A 16581-nucleotide genomic window follows, 5' to 3' on the forward strand; every position below is an offset into this window, starting at 1 on the left:
TGCTATTTCAAACAGTTGCCTAATTATTTTGCATCGAACCTTTATCGGCTAATAATGCTAGGGCATTATTAAAATGTGCTCGGTTTTTAGCGATTTCTTTGCTTTTTTGAAGGATTTTTTTCGTTTACAGAAAAATGACTGTTTACAATACGACTTTTATTAGCTACTATCAAGTGTGAGTATTACATAAAAGGAGACGACAATGATGTCAACACAACGTATAGAAAAAGATTTTTTAGGTGAGCGCGTATTACCAGCAGAGGCTTATTACGGAATTCAAACACTACGTGCAACGGAAAACTTCCCAATTACAGGCTACACAATTCACTCTTCACTTATTAAGGCGATGGGGATTGTGAAGAAAGCAGCTGCTTTAAGTAATATGGAAGTACACCTATTATCAAAAGAAATTGGTGAGGCAATTGTCGAAGCAGCACAAGAAGTAATTGATGGCAAATGGGATGCAGAATTCCTTGTAGACCCAATCCAAGGTGGAGCAGGTACATCTATCAATATGAATGCAAACGAAGTCATCGCCAACCGTGCCCTAGAAATTTTAGGGAAAGAAAAGGGTGACTACCATACAGTTAGTCCAAACAGTCATGTCAATATGTCACAATCAACAAATGATGCTTTCCCAACAGCCATTCATATCGCTGTGTTAAATTTAATAGATGAATTATTAGAAACAATGGATTATATGCAATCCGTTTTCCATCAAAAAGCAGAGCAATTTGCACATGTCATTAAAATGGGACGTACGCATTTACAAGACGCTGTGCCAATTCGCTTAGGACAAGAGTTCGAAGCTTATTGCCGTGTCATCAACCGTGATATTGTACGTATTCGTCAAACACGTCCAAACTTATATGATGTAAATATGGGTGCAACTGCAGTAGGTACAGGCTTAAATGCTTTCCCAGATTATATTAAATCTGTCGATGAGCATCTTGCTGAAATCTCTGGTTTACCATTAAAGGGTGCGACACATTTAGTGGATGCTACACAAAATACAGATGCTTATACAGAGGTATCTGGTGCGTTAAAAATTTGTATGATTAATATGTCGAAAATTGCTAATGACTTACGCTTAATGGCTTCTGGTCCACGTGCCGGCTTAGGGGAAATCCTTTTACCAGCTCGTCAACCAGGTTCTTCGATCATGCCAGGTAAAGTGAACCCTGTTATGCCAGAAGTACTGAACCAAGTGGCGTTCCAAGTAATTGGTAACGACCATACAATTTCATTAGCTTCTGAAGCTGGTCAATTAGAGTTAAATGTGATGGAGCCTGTATTAGTATTTAACCTTATCCAATCTATCAGCATTATGAATAATGTTTTCCGTGCGTTTACAGAAAACTGCTTAAAAGATATCGAAGCAAATGAAGAACGTATGAAAGAATATGTAGAGAAAAGTGTAGGGGTATTAACTGCTGTGAACCCTCATATTGGCTATGAAGTTGCTGCTCGTCTTGCACGTGAAGCGATTCTAACAGGTCGTTCAATCCGTGAGCTTTGTATTGAAGCGGGTGTTTTAACAAAAGAACAACTAGACCTAATTTTAGATCCATATGAAATGACACATCCAGGTATCGCTGGCTCAAGCATCATGAACTTAAAATAATAGTATGGACTGTAGATATGCCTTTGTGGCTGTCTACAGTCTTTTTTTATGAGATTTTTAGAACTTTACTCATGTAAAAAGGGGCTTTTTCTTATGTTTTTTAGGAATATTCAACTATAATACTGGTATGGAAGTAATATTTTAGTTGGAGGAATTTGTTATGAGTTTACGAAATAAGAGTTTACTTGGCTTTTCAGCTTTAAATGTGTTAATGATTATTATTTTATTTTTAGATTTAGCCAATGTAACAACATTAGAATGGCTTGCAACCGTTTTAACTATCTTGGGAATTGCCATTACACTTTCGTATACGGTCTATGTTCATTTTAAAGTGATACAGCCCATCAAACAGTTAACGGAGGCTGCACAAGGGATTACCACAGGCAAATTGGATACAGTTGTCATCGAGGTACATGATAATGGGGAAATCTCTCAGCTAGCACAATCTTTTTTAGATATGAAAAATCAATTACGAACAATGACACAAAAAATTGCGAATAGCTCTACGGATTTATCGACAAGTATTGAAGAACTATCAGCAAGTACAAGTGAAATTACGCTTGCTGTGGAAGAAGTAGATCAGCAGATAGAGAAAACATCAGATGGCTTGAAGCAAGCTGCACAATCCGCTAGTGATAGTGCCCATGCCATGCAAGAAACTGTCGATGGAATTGAACGTATTACCGTTGCCACACAGGATGTTTTTAGTCATGCCAAAGAGGCCAATGAAATTGCCGGGAACGGGGTAGCCATTTTACATGTAGCAAAAGAACAGATGCAATTTATTTCATCGTCTACTGACAAAACAAGTGGACTTATGCAGCAACTATCGACTAAAATGTCAGATATTAAATCGATGACAGATATGATTACAACAATTACCGATCAAACAAACCTATTAGCTTTAAATGCAGCCATTGAAGCTGCACGTGCGGGAGAACATGGTAAAGGATTTGCAGTAGTAGCAGAAGAAGTCCGCCAATTAGCTGAGCAATCGAAGCATTCCGCTACGCAAATTGTTGACTTAGTAGTAGGCATTGAACATGATACAAAACAAGTCGCTTCATCGGTGGAGGAGGATTTGAAAAATGTTCAGCAAGGTGTTTATGTCATTGATGAGGCGACAAAATCATTTGGGACGATCACACAGCATGTAAGTCGCATGAATAACCAGCTTGAAGACATTTCCGCAACAGCCGAACAGCTTTCCAGTAGCGCTAATGAAGTGGCATCAACGGTCATAACTATTGCGGATGGAATGGGCCGATTATCGAATTACACAGAGGCTGTTTTGCAGTCAATGGATGAGCAAACTGCCTCCATGCAAGCTGTCAATCACGTCACACAGAATTTAAGTGTGCAAGCTGATAGTTTAAAAAAGTTAACCAATCAATTCGAGGTTTAAGAGGTAGGTGGGAAATTTCAAGGGTTTATAGCCCTGAAATAATGATCCTAAACAAATAAATTTACAAGTTTTTTAGTATAATTTTATTTTCACTTTACTCAACTTGATAAGAGGCTTTTTTACAGTTGACCAATTTTCTGTAAAATAAGCCTCTTTTTTTATGAATTATTAATAAAACTTGTAAATTCACAGATAAATAAAAATGTTGAATTTTTTAATTTAGTTTCTTATAATGGACTAGCTGTTACCTCTATTACTCACTTCAACTATTGCAACCCGCGTTCGCCGGGTCAACAAGTCTTTTCTATTTCTCTTCGCATATCCCTTGCGAAATCATAATTTGTAAGACAACAATTAAATGCAAAAAAACTAAATGGTATTAAAAAGCTCATGTAATTGAAAGGAAGTATGCTTCGAAAAATATTATTGAAAGATAATTCTGAATATAGGAAGAGAGAGATTCATTTGAAGCTATCACCAGTAGAACAAGAAAAACTACTCCTCCATGTGGCAGGAGAACTTGCGCTGAAAAGAAAAGCTCGCGGCTTAAAGCTAAATTATCCAGAAGCTGTTGCCCTAATTAGTAGTTTCATAATGGAAGGTGCTAGAGATGGAAAAACTGTTGCACAGCTAATGAGTGAAGCTAAGCATGTTCTGACAGCAGAGGACGTAATGGAAGGTGTCGGTGACATGATTTCAGATGTACAGGTAGAATGTACCTTCCCAGATGGAACAAAACTTGTCACAGTTCACCGTCCAATTCAGTAAAGGAGTGTTGGCAGATGATTCCTGGAGAAATCCGACCAAAAAATGGTGTGATTGAAATCAATGTTGGCAGGGCAACAAAAAAGGTTCTAGTAGCCAATACAGGTGACCGCCCGATTCAAGTAGGTTCACATTTCCATTTTATCGAAGTGAATAGATTTCTAGAATTTAATCGTGAAGATGCAATCGGTATGCATTTAAATATTCCATCAGGGACGGCAGTTCGCTTTGAACCCGGAGAAGAAAAAGAAGTAGAGCTTGTCGAATTTGGTGGGAAACAGCATGTCTTTGGCTTAAATAAACTAACAGAAGGGTCAACTCACCATAAAGATGAAATTTTAGACAAGGCAATTGAAGGTGGCTTTAAAGGAGCGGAAGAAAAATGAAGGTAACACATGAAGCTTACGCGAAAATGTTCGGTCCTACAGTCGGCGACAAAGTGCGTTTAGCCGATACGGATTTGTGGATCGAAATTGAGAAGGACTATACATCCTATGGAGATGAAGGTGTCTTTGGTGGTGGTAAATCTTTGCGTGTTTCAATGGGGCAAAACGGTAAAAATACACGCAATGAAGGTGTGCTAGATACAGTCATTACTAACGTCATCATTATCGATTATACGGGTATTGTGAAAGCTGATATAGGTATTAAAGATGGCCGAATTATTGGCATCGGCAAAGCAGGCAATCCGAATAGTATGGATGGTGTCGATCAGGACATGATTATCGGCGTAGGGACAGAGGTTTATGCAGGGGAAGGGCTCATAGCAACAGCTGGCGCCATTGATACACATATCCACTTCATTAGTCCCGATCAAGTAGAAACGGCCCTATTAGCAGGGACAACAACTTTTATTGGTGGCGGAACAGGACCAGCGGCAGGTTCAAAGGCGACAAGCTTAACTGCTGGTGAATGGCATCTACATCGTATGTTACAGGCTGTGGAAGGCTTTCCAATCAATGTTGGATTACTTGGAAAAGGTAGTGCTTCAGACCCGGCGCCAATTATCGAGCAAGTTCGTGCTGGTGCCATTGGATTGAAGATTCATGAGGACTGGGGGGCAACACCTTCTGCACTTGACCAAAGCTTAACCGTTGCAGACGAATACGATATTCAAGTAGCCTTGCACTCCGATACATTAAATGAAGCGGGATTTGTGGAAGATACAATCAATGCCATCGATGGCCGTGTTATTCATATTTTCCATACAGAAGGTGCTGGTGGTGGACACGCGCCAGACCAGCTAGTAATGGCATCTTTACCAAATATTTTGCCAGCCTCGACGAACCCTACGAAACCATTTACGATGAATACGATTGATGAGCATTTAGATATGCTGATGGTATGCCATCACTTAAAGCATGATGTGCCTGAAGATGTCGCATTCGCAGATTCACGTATCCGACCTGAAACGATTGCAGCAGAAGATATTATGCAGGACTTAGGAATATTGAGCATCATGTCTTCGGATTCACAGGCGATGGGTCGTGTGGGAGAGGTGACAATACGGACGTTCCAAACAGCAGATAAAATGAAAAAGCAACGTGGACCTTTACCACAGGATGAGGACAAGGAACACGATAATTATCGCGTCAAGCGCTATATGGCGAAGCTAAATATTAACCCAGCGATCGCACATGGTATTAGTCATGAAGTTGGTTCACTGGAAGAAGGGAAATTAGCTGATATTGTCCTATGGGAACCAGCGTTCTTTGGCGTAAAGGCAGAAGTGGTCATCAAGGCTGGTATTGCCGTTTATGGCATTACAGGTGATCCAAATGCATCTATTCCAACACCACAGCCAATGAAAGGCCGTCAGACTTATGGCTTCTATGGGCAAGGTCCTCAAAATTGTGGCATGACATTTTTACCGAAAATTGCAGTCGAAGAAGGACTGCCGGAAAAATTAGGCTTAAAACGAATGATTGGGACGGTTTCGAATTGCCGAAATATTCGTAAATCTGATATGAAGCTAAATAACGAGACGCCAAAAATTGATGTGAACCCAGAAACATATGAAGTAAAAATTGATGGTGAATTAGCAACATGTGAGCCGGTAGATGTACTACCAATGGCTCAACGATATTTCTTATTCTAAGCAATTAAAGTGAGAGTAACAGCCAATAAAAAGACAATGAGGTGCTAAACGTATGTTAATCGACAAAATCATTGGGAATATTGCCCACGAAGAGGAACATCAACAAAAGACAACAGAATGGATTGAGCTAGAGTGGGAGGAATTAAGCAAACGAATTCTTCGCACAGAAACAGATCAAGGTACAGACATTGCTTTACGTTTAGAAGGTGAGGAACCATTAAAATATGGCGATTTATTATTTGAGGATGATCACCGTCGTATAGCAATTCGTACAAAATTAGAGCCTGTCATTGTCATTACACCAAAAGACATGCATGAAATGGGAAAATCAGCTTTCGAATTAGGGAATCGCCATACACCTTGCCTAATTGAAAACGATGAAATCATCGTACGAGCAGATCATACGATTAATCCATTATTAGATGAAATAGGGGTGCACTATGAAACAACAGAAAGACGTTTCAAGCAGCCATTCAAATACCGTGGACACTCTCACTAATTTATCGATACTGCAACTATTGCAAATTCATGATTCGGCATTTCCAATAGGTTCATATACACATTCCTATGGTATGGAAACGTATATTCAGGAAGATCTCATTCGCACAAAGGACCAATTAATCGAATTTTGTCAGGGCTATTTATTTCATAATTTAGTGCACGGTGATGCGATTCTTATTCAAGAAGCGTTCTATGCAGCAAAAGACAGAGATATTGCTCGTCTTACAGAGCTGGATGAACTTTGTGGAGCTATGAAGCTTGCCAAGGAATCTAAAGAGGCGAGTGTCAATGTAGGGAAGCAATTTGTGCGAACAGTGACACCGCTTATGGAATGCCCTTTTTTATCGCAGTGGAAGGAGAAAATCGAGCGTGAAGAAGTGAAGGGACATTACGCCGTGCTTTATGGAATCTATTGCGAGGCGCTAGGTGTCAATGTCTTTCACGCAGTGATGACCTTTATGTATGCTTCAATTAGTGGCTTAGTACAAAATGCTGTACGTGCAGTACCGTTTGGTCAAAATACAGGTGTCCAAGCTTTGAATGAGCTATTGATTTCGGTAGAAGAAGCAGCGCAAACAGTGATGTCATTAACGATGGATGATTTAACGAATAATGCGTTAGGGATTGAATTGGCTTCCATGAAACACGAGTTTTTATATTCCAGATTATTTATTTCATAGAAAGAGAGAGGATAAGAATGAAACCAATACGTATTGGTATCGGCGGCCCAGTTGGGTCAGGAAAAACATCATTAGTAGATCAATTAACACGTGTGATGCATGAGCATTATCATGTAGCGGTTATTACAAATGATATTTATACAAGGGAAGATGCTCAATATTTAATAACGAATGGTGTTTTAGAGGAAGATCGTATTATTGGGGTGGAAACAGGTGGTTGTCCTCATACAGCTATTCGTGAGGATGCATCGATGAATTTTGCAGCGATTGATGATTTAAATAAACGCTTCAAAGATTTAGATATCATTTTCATTGAAAGTGGTGGCGATAATTTATCTGCAACATTTAGTCCTGAGCTAGTGCATGGCTATATTTATGTAATTGATGTGGCAGAAGGACAGGATATCCCCCGTAAAGGTGGTCCAGCGCTAACACGTTCAGACTTACTGCTAATCAATAAAACATCATTGGCGCCTCATGTTGGAGTGGATCTAGAAATAATGGATCAGGATGTAAAAAAAATGCGTGGTGGCCGTCCATATATTTTTGCAGATGTTCGTTCACAAACGAATGTAGATAAGGTGGTTGAATGGATTCAGCACCATATGCTACTTGAAGGTGCCGAAGCCATTGACAACCATGCTTAATCAACAAACGATCAATCATTTCGGCAAATTAGAAATGGCCTTTGAGCCTAGGAGGGGCTATACACGACTAGTTCATGTGTACCAGCAGCCTCCCTTAAAGGCTAGCCGCGAATTATATGAAGGTAGTGATCCAACTGCTACAGTATTTTTAATGGAATCCTCTGGTGGGATGGTAGCGGGAGACCGCAATGAAATCAACGTCAAACTGGCGCCAGAAAGCCGAGTAAGGCTGAAGCAACAATCGGCATTGAAAATCTATCCTTCGCATACAGGCGATCATTGTACCCAGGCTATTACAGTTGAGATTGCTGATGAGGCACGGTTAGAATGGCTTCCTGAAGTGACCATTCCATTTGAACGAGCCAAGTTTCAAGCGGATACAACCATTCGCATGAAGGAGAGCTCGACATTAATTTGGGGTGAAATTATTGCACCAGGTCGAGAAATGCGAGGGGAGGTCTTTGATTATCAAGCCTACCAATCTAAATATAAGGTGTATGTAGAGAATAAACTAATTGCGTTTGACTCCATCCATTTTAAGCCACAGGAAATGAATTTTGCAGCGCTTGGCTTGCTAGAAAAGGCCCTCTATATCGGTTCTCTATGGATTGTATCACCACTAGTAAAAAATCTTAATATGAGAGATTTGCAGGATTTGATTCAACAGGAGCAGTCTCTACAGGCAAGCGTAACAAAGCTAACAGATCAGGCGATTCATTGTAGATGGCTCGCCAAAGAGCAACGAACACTTCACAAGGAAATAAACCGTATGTTTGAACATATGACAGCATTACTGTAATTTCTGTTGTGATAAAGGAGATAGTGAATTGAAAAAGTTTACAGTATGGATCCTTCTAATGATCCTTTGTCTTGCAGGCTGTACGAAAGAGTCCAGTCAAGGCGAAGAGAAACAGTCATCTGCTTCGTCATCTTCTCAGGCAAATGAGCTTGTTTTTGCTTCAGAGTCTGAGTTTGCAGGTTTAAATCCTCTTTTAGAGGAAACGAATTTGGATGCCTTTTTATTTAGAGGTTTGATGCGTTTCGATGAACAAAATGTACCTATATTTGATATTGCTAAAAGTATTAATATATCAGATGACCAGATGACATATACAATTGTGATTAATGATAATGTGACATTTCATGATGGACAGGCTTTAACAGTCGACGATATTATTTTCACCATCGATAGTATTCTTGACGATGCGAACGGCTCCTATTTAAAATCAGATTTTATCCATGTGACGAGCATGAAAAAAATCGACGACACGACAATGACCATCCAATTAGATGAACCATTTACGCCGATGCTAGACAAATTAACTGTGCCTATTTTACCAAAGCATGCCTTCAAAGGACAGGATATGAGAACCGCGCCATTTAATCAACAACCAATCGGTGCCGGCCCTTATATGTTTGAACAATGGGATAAAGGGACAAGTCTGACACTCAAAGCATTTCCTACTTTTTATGGTACAAAAGCTTCAATTGAACAAGTTATTTTTAAATTTATCCCTGATAGCAATGTGCGTGCCTTACAGCTAAAATCTGGTGAGGTTGATATTGCGTTACTTGATCCCAATCAGGTAGAGGAACTGTCAAAAGTAGAACATTTAAAAATGTATGAGGTTGAATCCGCTGATTATCGTGGTGTTTTATTCAATATGAAGTATCCTATTTGGAAGGATGTTTCATTAAGAAAAGCGATTAGCTATGCAACGGATCGTGCTGGCATTGTAAAAGGTATTTTACATGGCTACGGCACAGAAGCTTATTCGCCTCTACAAAAACATAATTTTGTGAATGAAAATATCGAACATTATACTTACGATGTACAAAAAGCAAATGAGCTGCTCGAGCAGGCAGGCTGGCAATTAGCCAATGATGGTTTCCGCTATAAGGATGGTCAAAAATTAACTTTTACCATTACCGCGCCAATTACTGATACTGTGCGTGTGAATATGGCCAATTATGTGGCAGAGGGCTATAAAGCTGTTGGGGCAGATGTGAAAGTTGCTGCACTAGATTGGAGCAATATTGTCATTGAAGAAACAGAAGCCTTTATGGTTGGATGGGGAAGTCCATATGATGCGGACCATCATACGTACAGCCTATTCCATTCGGGAGAATCCAGTCTCACGAGTGCTGGCTATAATTACGGCAGCTATGCCAATGCAAAAGTAGACGCATTGCTGGAGGAAGGTCGTACTACGGTCGATCCTGAGCAACGTAAGAAAGTCTATATGGCATTGCAGGAGGAGCTAGCTCAAGACCCACCGTTTGCCTACTTTGCTTATGTAGATGCTGTATATGGTATCGATAAACAGATTAGTGGTGTTAAAGAGCGAATTTTAGGTCACCATGGAGCAGGCTTCTTATGGAATGTCGAGGAGTGGAAATGGAATGATCGCTAAATGGCTTGGGAAGCGAGTGATAATGGGGACAATTGTCCTCATTATCGTGAGCTTCCTCTCTTTTTTCATGATGCATGCCGCTCCTGGCAATCCCGCAGCAGCTTATTATGGAGGCAATGCCCAAACATTAACGACGGCTGAGAAAGAGCGTATTGAACAAGCCTTTGGACTCGATCAACCCGTTCTCTTACAGTATGGGACTTGGTTAGGTGAAGCATTACAGGGTAATTTGGGATACTCAGCTAAAGAGGGAAGGCCTGTTTTGACGATTTTACTGGAGCGGTTACCCAATACGCTACAGCTCGTTACTTTAACGTTAGTCCTAGTAACCATTGCCTCTATTTGGCTTGGCTTACAGGCTGGCATGAAGGAGGGCTCATTACTCGACCGTGGACTTTCTATCTTTAGTATTGCTAGCTCCGCGATACCACCATTTTGGCTAGGCATATTATTCATCATGGTCTTTTCCATAACATTAGGTTGGTTTCCGTCTTCGGGAATGAATGATGTGCGAGGAGATGGGGGGTTCGGGGACCGTTTATATCATATGGCACTCCCACTAACAGTCCTCGTTATTTCCCATGTTGGCATCTTTGCCCGTTTTTTGCAGGATAGTGTGAAAGTAGAGAATCATAGCTACTATATACAAGTGGCACGTGCTAATGGAGTATCTGAACGTGAAATTCGAAGTATAATTTTACGAAATGCAGTCATTCCTTATATCAATTATGTCGGTGTGACCATCCCATCATTTTTCGGAGGCTCCATTGTGGTCGAAACATTATTTGGTTGGTCAGGCTTAGGTCAGCTTTTGGTAAAATCCGTCATGATCAAGGATTTCCCCGTTTTGATGGGGGCTATATTGATCATAGGCGTGGTTGTGGTCATCTGTTTATTCGTCATTGATATACTGATGATTGGTTTGAACCCTCGATTAAGAAGAGGGGGATTTGTGTGAGAAAACAGCGGAAGTACCCGATCTTTTGGCTTGTGCTTTTAGCTCTCATTTTTACAACGACCATTTTTTCTTCATTATTAGCGCCTTTTGAGCCTAATGTAATGGATATGAATCAAATTTATCAAGCACCCAATGCCACACATTTATTAGGGACTGACCAGCTGGGTAGAGATGTTCTTTCGCGCTTATTAGTTGGGGGAAAGGTGACGCTACTCATTGCCACTGTGTCGGTTGTGCTATCTAGCATAATTGGCATCATCTATGGGGGCATAAGCGGTTATTTCGGCGGTGTCATTGATGCTGTAATGATGCGTATTCTCGAAGCCTTTTTAACAATTCCTTCATTAGTCATCGTCCTAGCTCTACAGGCTATTATGCAGGGCAGTGTGTGGCGAATGGCGATGATTATGGGGATCACGGGATGGTTTGTTACGGCTCGTATCGTCCGCTCTGAGTTTATCCGATTAAAGGAACAAGAATTTGTGCAGATGGCGAAAATGTTCCGCACGCCGTTATGGAAAATTCTCTTTGGACATTTATTGCGTAATTGTATCCCTGCGATTTTTGTGGTGACCATCTTTAATTTTGCTGGGGCTATTTTTACTGAAGTTTCCTTAAGCTTTTTAGGAATTGGTGTCCCACCAGCTACTCCATCATGGGGAACAATGCTGTACACAGCACAAAATGATTTACTTGTAGGGGCTTGGTGGATGGGACTTTTCCCTGGGCTGTTAATCTTTATAACGATTTTATGTGTGCAAGTTATTGGAGGTACTTTCAAACAAGGAGGGAGCCGATCGCATGTTTGAGGTTGACAATTTGGCTGTTCGATTATCTGGCAAATCCCTTATTCAAGGTGTGACTTTTACTGTGCCTAAAGGACATATTACCGCTATTATTGGCGAGAGTGGTAGTGGCAAAAGTACGACTCTTTCAGCTCTGCTTGGGATGCTGCCAGCAAGAGCAAGTATGGAAGGTTCGATTTTATTTAATGAAAAAAACATCATGGCAATGTCAGAACAGGAGCGTGTGGAGCTACGCAAAAAGCATTTCTTTACCATTTTCCAAGATGCCACGAATAGTTTTTCGCCAACCCAAAAAATGAAGCAACAACTCTATAGGTTGACGGCTTCGAGGTTAGGGCAAAAGGAAGAGGGATTTTTAAGTAAAATCACTGCCATTTTAAAGGATTTAAACTTACCAGAGGATGTGTTAAATCGCTATCCATTTGAGCTTTCAGGAGGCATGCTACAACGCTGCATGCTTGCCTGCGCCTTCTATAATGAACCAGATGTTTTGATGGCAGATGAACCGACCTCTGCTCTAGATATGCTCCATCAACAAGAATTTATCAAATTGCTAAAAAATCTCCATGCCCGCCTTGGGACGACCATTCTACTAATTACACATGATTTAGGAGTTGCTAAAATTGCTGATTCTATTCTGGTGATGAAAAATGGCGAAATTGTAGAAAGCGGGCAAATGTCGGAAATTTTTAGGGAGCCCAAGCATCCATACACGAAGCGGCTTGTCGCTCATCATTTTTAGGAGGCGTTGTTATTGTTGCTTCACGTTGATCATGTGAATAAAAGCTATCGAGCAGGACAGCAAGTATTAAAAAATATAAACCTAACAGTGGGAAAAGGTGAAATCGTAGGGCTTGTGGGAGAAAGCGGTAGTGGCAAAAGTACTTTGGCCAAAGTGATTATGCAGCTAGAAAAGCCTGAAAAAGGGGCTGTTTTTTTTGAAGATCAATTAATGACGAAGCAAAATCGCTCATATTTTTATAAAAATTGCCAAATCATTTTTCAAAATGCTACGGCTGCCTTAAACCCCGTGTGGACAGTCAGAGAATTGTTACGCGAGCCCATACAGGTGGCATACAAGTCTTTCACTGACCGTGAACTACAGACAATGCTTGAAATGGTGATGCTCCCAACAGATATTTTAAAAGCCCTGCCTTCTGAGCTAAGTGGAGGGGAGCGACAACGGGTTAATTTACTAAGATCGATTTTAGTCGAACCCCAACTATTAGTATGTGATGAAATCGTTTCGAGCTTAGACCGCTTGATTCAAAGAGAGATGATCGATTTATTAATGACTTTAAATAAAGAAAAAAACATGGCGATTTTATTTATCTCGCATGATTTAAAGGCCGTTTCTTATTTGTGCAATCGCATTTATGTGATGAAATCGGGTGAAATTGTTGATGAGAGCCGTAAATGTGAAGGTGGCTTTGCTTTTACAGACAAGTATGCGCAAATGCTCTTTCAAGCCGTAGAAAGCGAATAAAATATCCATGTTATAAATTGAAGATAAACCGAAAAACACTTTCCTTTCTTGAATGGAGAGTGTTTTTTATTCTTGTACCAATGATCTTAGTGGGGCGGTCAAATCCTCAGAGATGCTAAAAATTGTATGGGTATCCTTTACGTTCATCAACGTACTTTTTTGACCTATTTCCCCTAAACAAAGATGAAAGCCATATTGGTTTCCAGCCGTGTCCACTACTTCTACATCCAATTGTGGGGCAGCCATATTGACAATCCCCTCATTTTTCACAGCTGTCGTCATTCTTTCATGGAATATGTTGAGAGAAGCCTCATCCTCATATCCTTTCATAAAAGCAGTATGCACAGAGCCAAATTCAACGCTGTTAGAAATGTTGACCTTAGCCAATTTGCCAATTGCTAGTTCTTCATCCGTATAGCCTAAAACAACTGTAGCTAATAGGGACATGACAATGATTAGGTATGTTCGTAATAAGCCTCCTCCTTACACGATAATAATACAAAAACTTGGAGTCGTAGCTCGGTCCTCTTCATAATATAGTAAACAAATAAAAGCTGAAAGGAGATAAAGCATGGGTTTATTTGATGGATTAATCGGCAATGCAAGCGAGGTGAATTTAGAAAAATTACAGGAGGAGGTCAATGATTTACTAATTCCAAACGAAACCATCAAAAATGCCTATAAAATTATTAGAGACATATTTATTTTTACGAATAAACGATTAATCCTCATTGATAAGCAAGGAGTTACGGGGAAGAAGACGGAATACCATTCGATTCCCTATAAAAATATTGTCCATTTTTCAGTAGAAACGGCAGGTACATTTGATTTAGATGCTGAGCTCAAAATATGGGTATCAGGCAGTTCATTACCCATCCAAAAAAACTTCAATAAGGCGACCAATATTTATAAAGTGCAAAGTGTTTTAGCGCAGTATGTTTTAGGCTCGAATTGATGGTATAATAGTAGTAACAATAGGAAAACACATCCAAAGCCCGCATGTATGCGAGGCTTTTTTTGTTGTGCTTAGAAAGGGGTAGTAAGGATGGGGAAAAACCTTCGCGTAACTGATTCTAGTCCTTCTCTATTCTTTGGAAATCGAACATCAATTAAGCGCTAAATAAATTCACCTCTCATCCTGTCATGACTTGGATGCCCTCTTAAAAAGGAAAGCTTTAACAGGGAGCTAATTAGTCAAAATCCTTCCAGAAGGAGGCTGGGCTCACAAGTGCGTCTCACTGTGCCGATGTTTTAATACGAAGATGATGCTATTTTGTATATCGGTAATAATGAGATTTTATTCAAGTGGGATGATGAAACACGCTCTATCTTCTCTGAATTGGATACAGCAGATCTTATCGAATTGCTAGCGATCCTTGCGCAATCACAGAAAGAATTAGCTTAAATTGAATCATACTCGCGCCAACTGGCTTAAGCGATGAATACGAAGAATCGTTGCGCCAACAGTGGTCATTGAAAACTAGGTGCCCCAATGCCTAATTTTTCTATTCTAATAAGCAGAATATCCGTTAATGGAATAGAAAAATCCATCATAAATATTGAAGAATTAAATTATATAATGCTATGGAAAGCCCTAAAATACTAGCTTTCATTTTAGCTGGATGATTTTTTTCACTTCGAAACAAGTAAAAAAATACTACTATAAATCCTAAAGGAATCCAAAGCTGAAAGATACCATCTTTTGTGCTGCGAGAAAAGATTGGAGCAATGTAAGTACTAATTAGAAAGTAAAAGTAAATACTAAAACGTCTTGTTTCTAATTGCTTGCTCCACTTTACTAAAAGGAAAATAACGATTATGGCGATAATCGTAATATGTAAGGGTGGTAGAAAAATAGAACCGCCACCAAATTTAAATTCCACTATGTATTCCCTCCTTTATTACAGTATATCACCATTTATAGTAAAAATTGTGTTTTTAAGGGGATCTCATCCAGAAAGGTGTTTGAGTTCGGGTATATATAGTAGGGAGTTTATCGCCTTCATTTCGCCTTTATAAACGTGGCTAAGAACAGCTTCATTTCGCAAGTAGACGTATTTATCCGAAGCTAGAACGCTTAAAACAAAGGAGAATTTACGAACTAGTTTTAAAATAGTGCAAAAAACTCCTTATTACGTTATTGGCTCTAGCTGAAGTGTAACGCAATTTATTCATAGAGCGAACGCAAGAAGGTAAAGCAATCGCAAAACAACGCGATGATTTCCACGAAGGTAGACCGAAGAAATTTACGAAGGAGAAACTCAAACACGCAATGTAGTTAATTAGAAAGTAATAGCTACAAAGAAGTAGCAGCAATAACTGAAATCTTTGTCTCAACTTTAGCGAGAGAAAGAAGAAAACGAAAAGCTAACGAATTGATTAACGATTGAGCAAACGTGCTTGATCGATTTTTTGCTTGAAAGTTCGTGACCCCGGAGTCCTTTATTCTGAATGTGCTTTCTAGTCTTCTTATTTTGCACATCAATTTTAACTATATTGTAAAATAATAGATTTTTTTCAAAAAGATTGCTAAAATTTACATAACGGAACTGGTTTGTTGAAGACGTGTGAATAGTAAAACCTTATAGTGAAGGGTGAGAAAAATCGTTGGAAAAATTGAAACGAATAGTAAATCTATAATTTCATTAACGCTTGGTATTCTTTCTATTATAGTACCACTTATTGGATTAGTTCTTGGAATTCTCGGAGTAGTTTTATCAAGAATAGCAACAAAGGAAATTTCTAAAAGAAATGAAAATGGTAGAGGATTAGCAATTTCTGGTTTAATTTGTAACGTGATTGGGATTATCATTCAAACCTTTGCAGTATTGTCTATTATCGCTTTTTATTCATTAACTAGTATAAGTTAGTATTGCAGGTTCTTATTTACTAACGGGTGTTTTAGCTTACTAGTTGACCTCAGAAAATTCCACTTTAACTGAGGCAGTCAATGGCAAACTACAGTATTGGCAATGATGAACTTCACAAAATTTATAAAGTAAGTGTAGTAGAGTTTGTGTGTACGCTAATGAATGGAGAATATTTAATTGAGGATGCATGTGATTTAGCAGAATTAACGAATTATAGGGAAAGAGAATAACAAGTAAATTAAGTATAACTTCAATCCGAGATAAACAAACTACAAGATAAAGTTTTAAAAAATGGAATATTTTATGTTATTTGACATTGGAAATAGA

Annotated in this window: 20 protein-coding genes; 18 read left to right on the forward strand and 2 right to left on the reverse strand. The window is 39.3% G+C overall.

Annotated elements, in window-relative coordinates:
* Window positions 1-202 precede the first annotated feature (202 nt).
* The 14 genes from aspA to B3D94_RS18350 all read left to right on the forward strand — a co-directional run bounded on the left by aspA (window position 203) and on the right by B3D94_RS18350 (window position 13384).
* The gene (aspA, locus tag B3D94_RS18285) at window positions 203-1624 is read left to right on the forward strand and encodes an aspartate ammonia-lyase (RefSeq protein WP_008174855.1); all 1422 of its coding nucleotides are present in this window, start codon (window positions 203-205) and stop codon (window positions 1622-1624) included.
* Window positions 1625-1784: 160 nt separating this feature from the next.
* Window positions 1785-3029: a methyl-accepting chemotaxis protein gene (locus tag B3D94_RS18290; RefSeq protein ID WP_291759035.1), complete on the forward strand. Its 1245-nt coding sequence runs from the start codon at window positions 1785-1787 to the stop codon at window positions 3027-3029.
* A 465-nt stretch (window positions 3030-3494) separates the two neighbouring features.
* Window positions 3495-3797 carry an urease subunit gamma gene (ureA, locus tag B3D94_RS18295; protein WP_012294325.1) on the forward strand — a complete coding sequence of 101 codons (303 nt, stop codon included), beginning with the start codon at window positions 3495-3497 and terminating at the stop codon, window positions 3795-3797.
* A 14-nt stretch (window positions 3798-3811) separates the two neighbouring features.
* Window positions 3812-4180, forward strand: a complete 369-nt coding sequence (locus B3D94_RS18300) for an urease subunit beta (protein ID WP_008174848.1) — start codon at window positions 3812-3814, stop codon at window positions 4178-4180.
* Window positions 4177-5892: an urease subunit alpha gene (ureC, locus tag B3D94_RS18305; protein ID WP_291759042.1), complete on the forward strand. Its 1716-nt coding sequence runs from the start codon at window positions 4177-4179 to the stop codon at window positions 5890-5892. Before B3D94_RS18300 ends, ureC begins: the two co-directional genes overlap by 4 nt.
* Window positions 5893-5944: 52 nt before the next feature.
* Window positions 5945-6391 (forward strand): urease accessory protein UreE, encoded by a 447-nt coding sequence (locus tag B3D94_RS18310; protein WP_069481189.1) that lies wholly within the window; start codon window positions 5945-5947, stop codon window positions 6389-6391.
* Window positions 6333-7073 carry an urease accessory protein UreF gene (locus tag B3D94_RS18315; protein ID WP_291759045.1) on the forward strand — a complete coding sequence of 247 codons (741 nt, stop codon included), beginning with the start codon at window positions 6333-6335 and terminating at the stop codon, window positions 7071-7073. The genes B3D94_RS18310 and B3D94_RS18315 overlap by 59 nt, the downstream gene beginning before the upstream one ends.
* A 17-nt stretch (window positions 7074-7090) precedes the next feature.
* Window positions 7091-7720 (forward strand): urease accessory protein UreG, encoded by a 630-nt coding sequence (gene ureG, locus B3D94_RS18320; RefSeq protein WP_069481191.1) that lies wholly within the window; start codon window positions 7091-7093, stop codon window positions 7718-7720.
* The gene (locus tag B3D94_RS18325) at window positions 7713-8519 is read left to right on the forward strand and encodes an urease accessory protein UreD (protein WP_291760659.1); all 807 of its coding nucleotides are present in this window, start codon (window positions 7713-7715) and stop codon (window positions 8517-8519) included. Before ureG ends, B3D94_RS18325 begins: the two co-directional genes overlap by 8 nt.
* Window positions 8520-8547: 28 nt before the next feature.
* Window positions 8548-10134, forward strand: a complete 1587-nt coding sequence (locus B3D94_RS18330) for an ABC transporter substrate-binding protein (RefSeq protein ID WP_291759048.1) — start codon at window positions 8548-8550, stop codon at window positions 10132-10134.
* Window positions 10124-11092 (forward strand): ABC transporter permease, encoded by a 969-nt coding sequence (locus B3D94_RS18335; RefSeq protein ID WP_291759051.1) that lies wholly within the window; start codon window positions 10124-10126, stop codon window positions 11090-11092. Before B3D94_RS18330 ends, B3D94_RS18335 begins: the two co-directional genes overlap by 11 nt.
* Entirely contained in the window at window positions 11089-11901 is an 813-nt protein-coding gene (locus B3D94_RS18340; RefSeq protein WP_069481193.1) for an ABC transporter permease, read from the forward strand. Before B3D94_RS18335 ends, B3D94_RS18340 begins: the two co-directional genes overlap by 4 nt.
* Window positions 11894-12640: an ABC transporter ATP-binding protein gene (locus B3D94_RS18345; protein ID WP_291759053.1), complete on the forward strand. Its 747-nt coding sequence runs from the start codon at window positions 11894-11896 to the stop codon at window positions 12638-12640. Before B3D94_RS18340 ends, B3D94_RS18345 begins: the two co-directional genes overlap by 8 nt.
* A gap of 12 nt (window positions 12641-12652) precedes the next feature.
* A complete protein-coding gene (locus B3D94_RS18350) occupies window positions 12653-13384 on the forward strand; it encodes an ABC transporter ATP-binding protein (RefSeq protein ID WP_291759056.1) in 732 nt (243 codons plus the stop codon).
* 66 nt (window positions 13385-13450) lie between these two features.
* Here the strand turns inward: B3D94_RS18350 and B3D94_RS18355 are convergent, their stop codons facing one another.
* Window positions 13451-13831 carry a hypothetical protein gene (locus tag B3D94_RS18355; RefSeq protein ID WP_291759058.1) on the reverse strand — a complete coding sequence of 127 codons (381 nt, stop codon included), beginning with the start codon at window positions 13829-13831 and terminating at the stop codon, window positions 13451-13453.
* 124 nt (window positions 13832-13955) lie between these two features.
* Here B3D94_RS18355 and B3D94_RS18360 point away from each other — a divergent pair, with 124 nt between their 5' ends.
* Window positions 13956-14339, forward strand: a complete 384-nt coding sequence (locus tag B3D94_RS18360) for a PH domain-containing protein (protein ID WP_069481197.1) — start codon at window positions 13956-13958, stop codon at window positions 14337-14339.
* Window positions 14340-14657: 318 nt separating this feature from the next.
* Window positions 14658-14789: a hypothetical protein gene (locus tag B3D94_RS18365; protein WP_291759061.1), complete on the forward strand. Its 132-nt coding sequence runs from the start codon at window positions 14658-14660 to the stop codon at window positions 14787-14789.
* Window positions 14790-14934: 145 nt separating this feature from the next.
* On the opposite strand, the gene B3D94_RS18370 is transcribed toward B3D94_RS18365, so the two are convergent.
* Window positions 14935-15267, reverse strand: a complete 333-nt coding sequence (locus B3D94_RS18370) for a hypothetical protein (RefSeq protein WP_258268612.1) — start codon at window positions 15265-15267, stop codon at window positions 14935-14937.
* A 711-nt stretch (window positions 15268-15978) separates the two neighbouring features.
* Between B3D94_RS18370 and B3D94_RS18375 the strand changes: the two genes are divergently transcribed.
* Window positions 15979-16254, forward strand: coding sequence for a DUF4190 domain-containing protein (locus B3D94_RS18375; protein WP_349679805.1), 276 nt, complete (start codon window positions 15979-15981; stop codon window positions 16252-16254).
* Window positions 16255-16334: 80 nt separating this feature from the next.
* A complete protein-coding gene (locus B3D94_RS18380) occupies window positions 16335-16484 on the forward strand; it encodes a hypothetical protein (protein WP_291759064.1) in 150 nt (49 codons plus the stop codon).
* Window positions 16485-16581 lie beyond the last annotated feature (97 nt).

This window comes from Lysinibacillus sp. UBA5990 (assembly GCF_002429815.1).
Taxonomy (GTDB): domain Bacteria; phylum Bacillota; class Bacilli; order Bacillales_A; family Planococcaceae; genus Lysinibacillus; species Lysinibacillus fusiformis.

What these genes read in the sequence shown, in the direction of transcription:
- ureC (WP_291759042.1), top strand. Translation starts at nt 4,177, where the DNA reads ATGAAGGTAACACATGAAGCTTACGCGAAAATGTTCGGTCCTACAGTC.
- B3D94_RS18335 (WP_291759051.1), top strand. Translation starts at nt 10,124, where the DNA reads ATGATCGCTAAATGGCTTGGGAAGCGAGTGATAATGGGGACAATTGTC.
- aspA (WP_008174855.1), top strand. Translation starts at nt 203, where the DNA reads ATGATGTCAACACAACGTATAGAAAAAGATTTTTTAGGTGAGCGCGTA.
- B3D94_RS18310 (WP_069481189.1), top strand. Translation starts at nt 5,945, where the DNA reads ATGTTAATCGACAAAATCATTGGGAATATTGCCCACGAAGAGGAACAT.
- B3D94_RS18360 (WP_069481197.1), top strand. Translation starts at nt 13,956, where the DNA reads ATGGGTTTATTTGATGGATTAATCGGCAATGCAAGCGAGGTGAATTTA.
- B3D94_RS18355 (WP_291759058.1), bottom strand. Translation starts at nt 13,831, where the DNA reads ATGTCCCTATTAGCTACAGTTGTTTTAGGCTATACGGATGAAGAACTA.
- ureG (WP_069481191.1), top strand. Translation starts at nt 7,091, where the DNA reads ATGAAACCAATACGTATTGGTATCGGCGGCCCAGTTGGGTCAGGAAAA.
- B3D94_RS18300 (WP_008174848.1), top strand. Translation starts at nt 3,812, where the DNA reads ATGATTCCTGGAGAAATCCGACCAAAAAATGGTGTGATTGAAATCAAT.
- B3D94_RS18325 (WP_291760659.1), top strand. Translation starts at nt 7,713, where the DNA reads ATGCTTAATCAACAAACGATCAATCATTTCGGCAAATTAGAAATGGCC.
- B3D94_RS18345 (WP_291759053.1), top strand. Translation starts at nt 11,894, where the DNA reads ATGTTTGAGGTTGACAATTTGGCTGTTCGATTATCTGGCAAATCCCTT.
- B3D94_RS18290 (WP_291759035.1), top strand. Translation starts at nt 1,785, where the DNA reads ATGAGTTTACGAAATAAGAGTTTACTTGGCTTTTCAGCTTTAAATGTG.
- B3D94_RS18315 (WP_291759045.1), top strand. Translation starts at nt 6,333, where the DNA reads ATGAAACAACAGAAAGACGTTTCAAGCAGCCATTCAAATACCGTGGAC.
- B3D94_RS18380 (WP_291759064.1), top strand. Translation starts at nt 16,335, where the DNA reads ATGGCAAACTACAGTATTGGCAATGATGAACTTCACAAAATTTATAAA.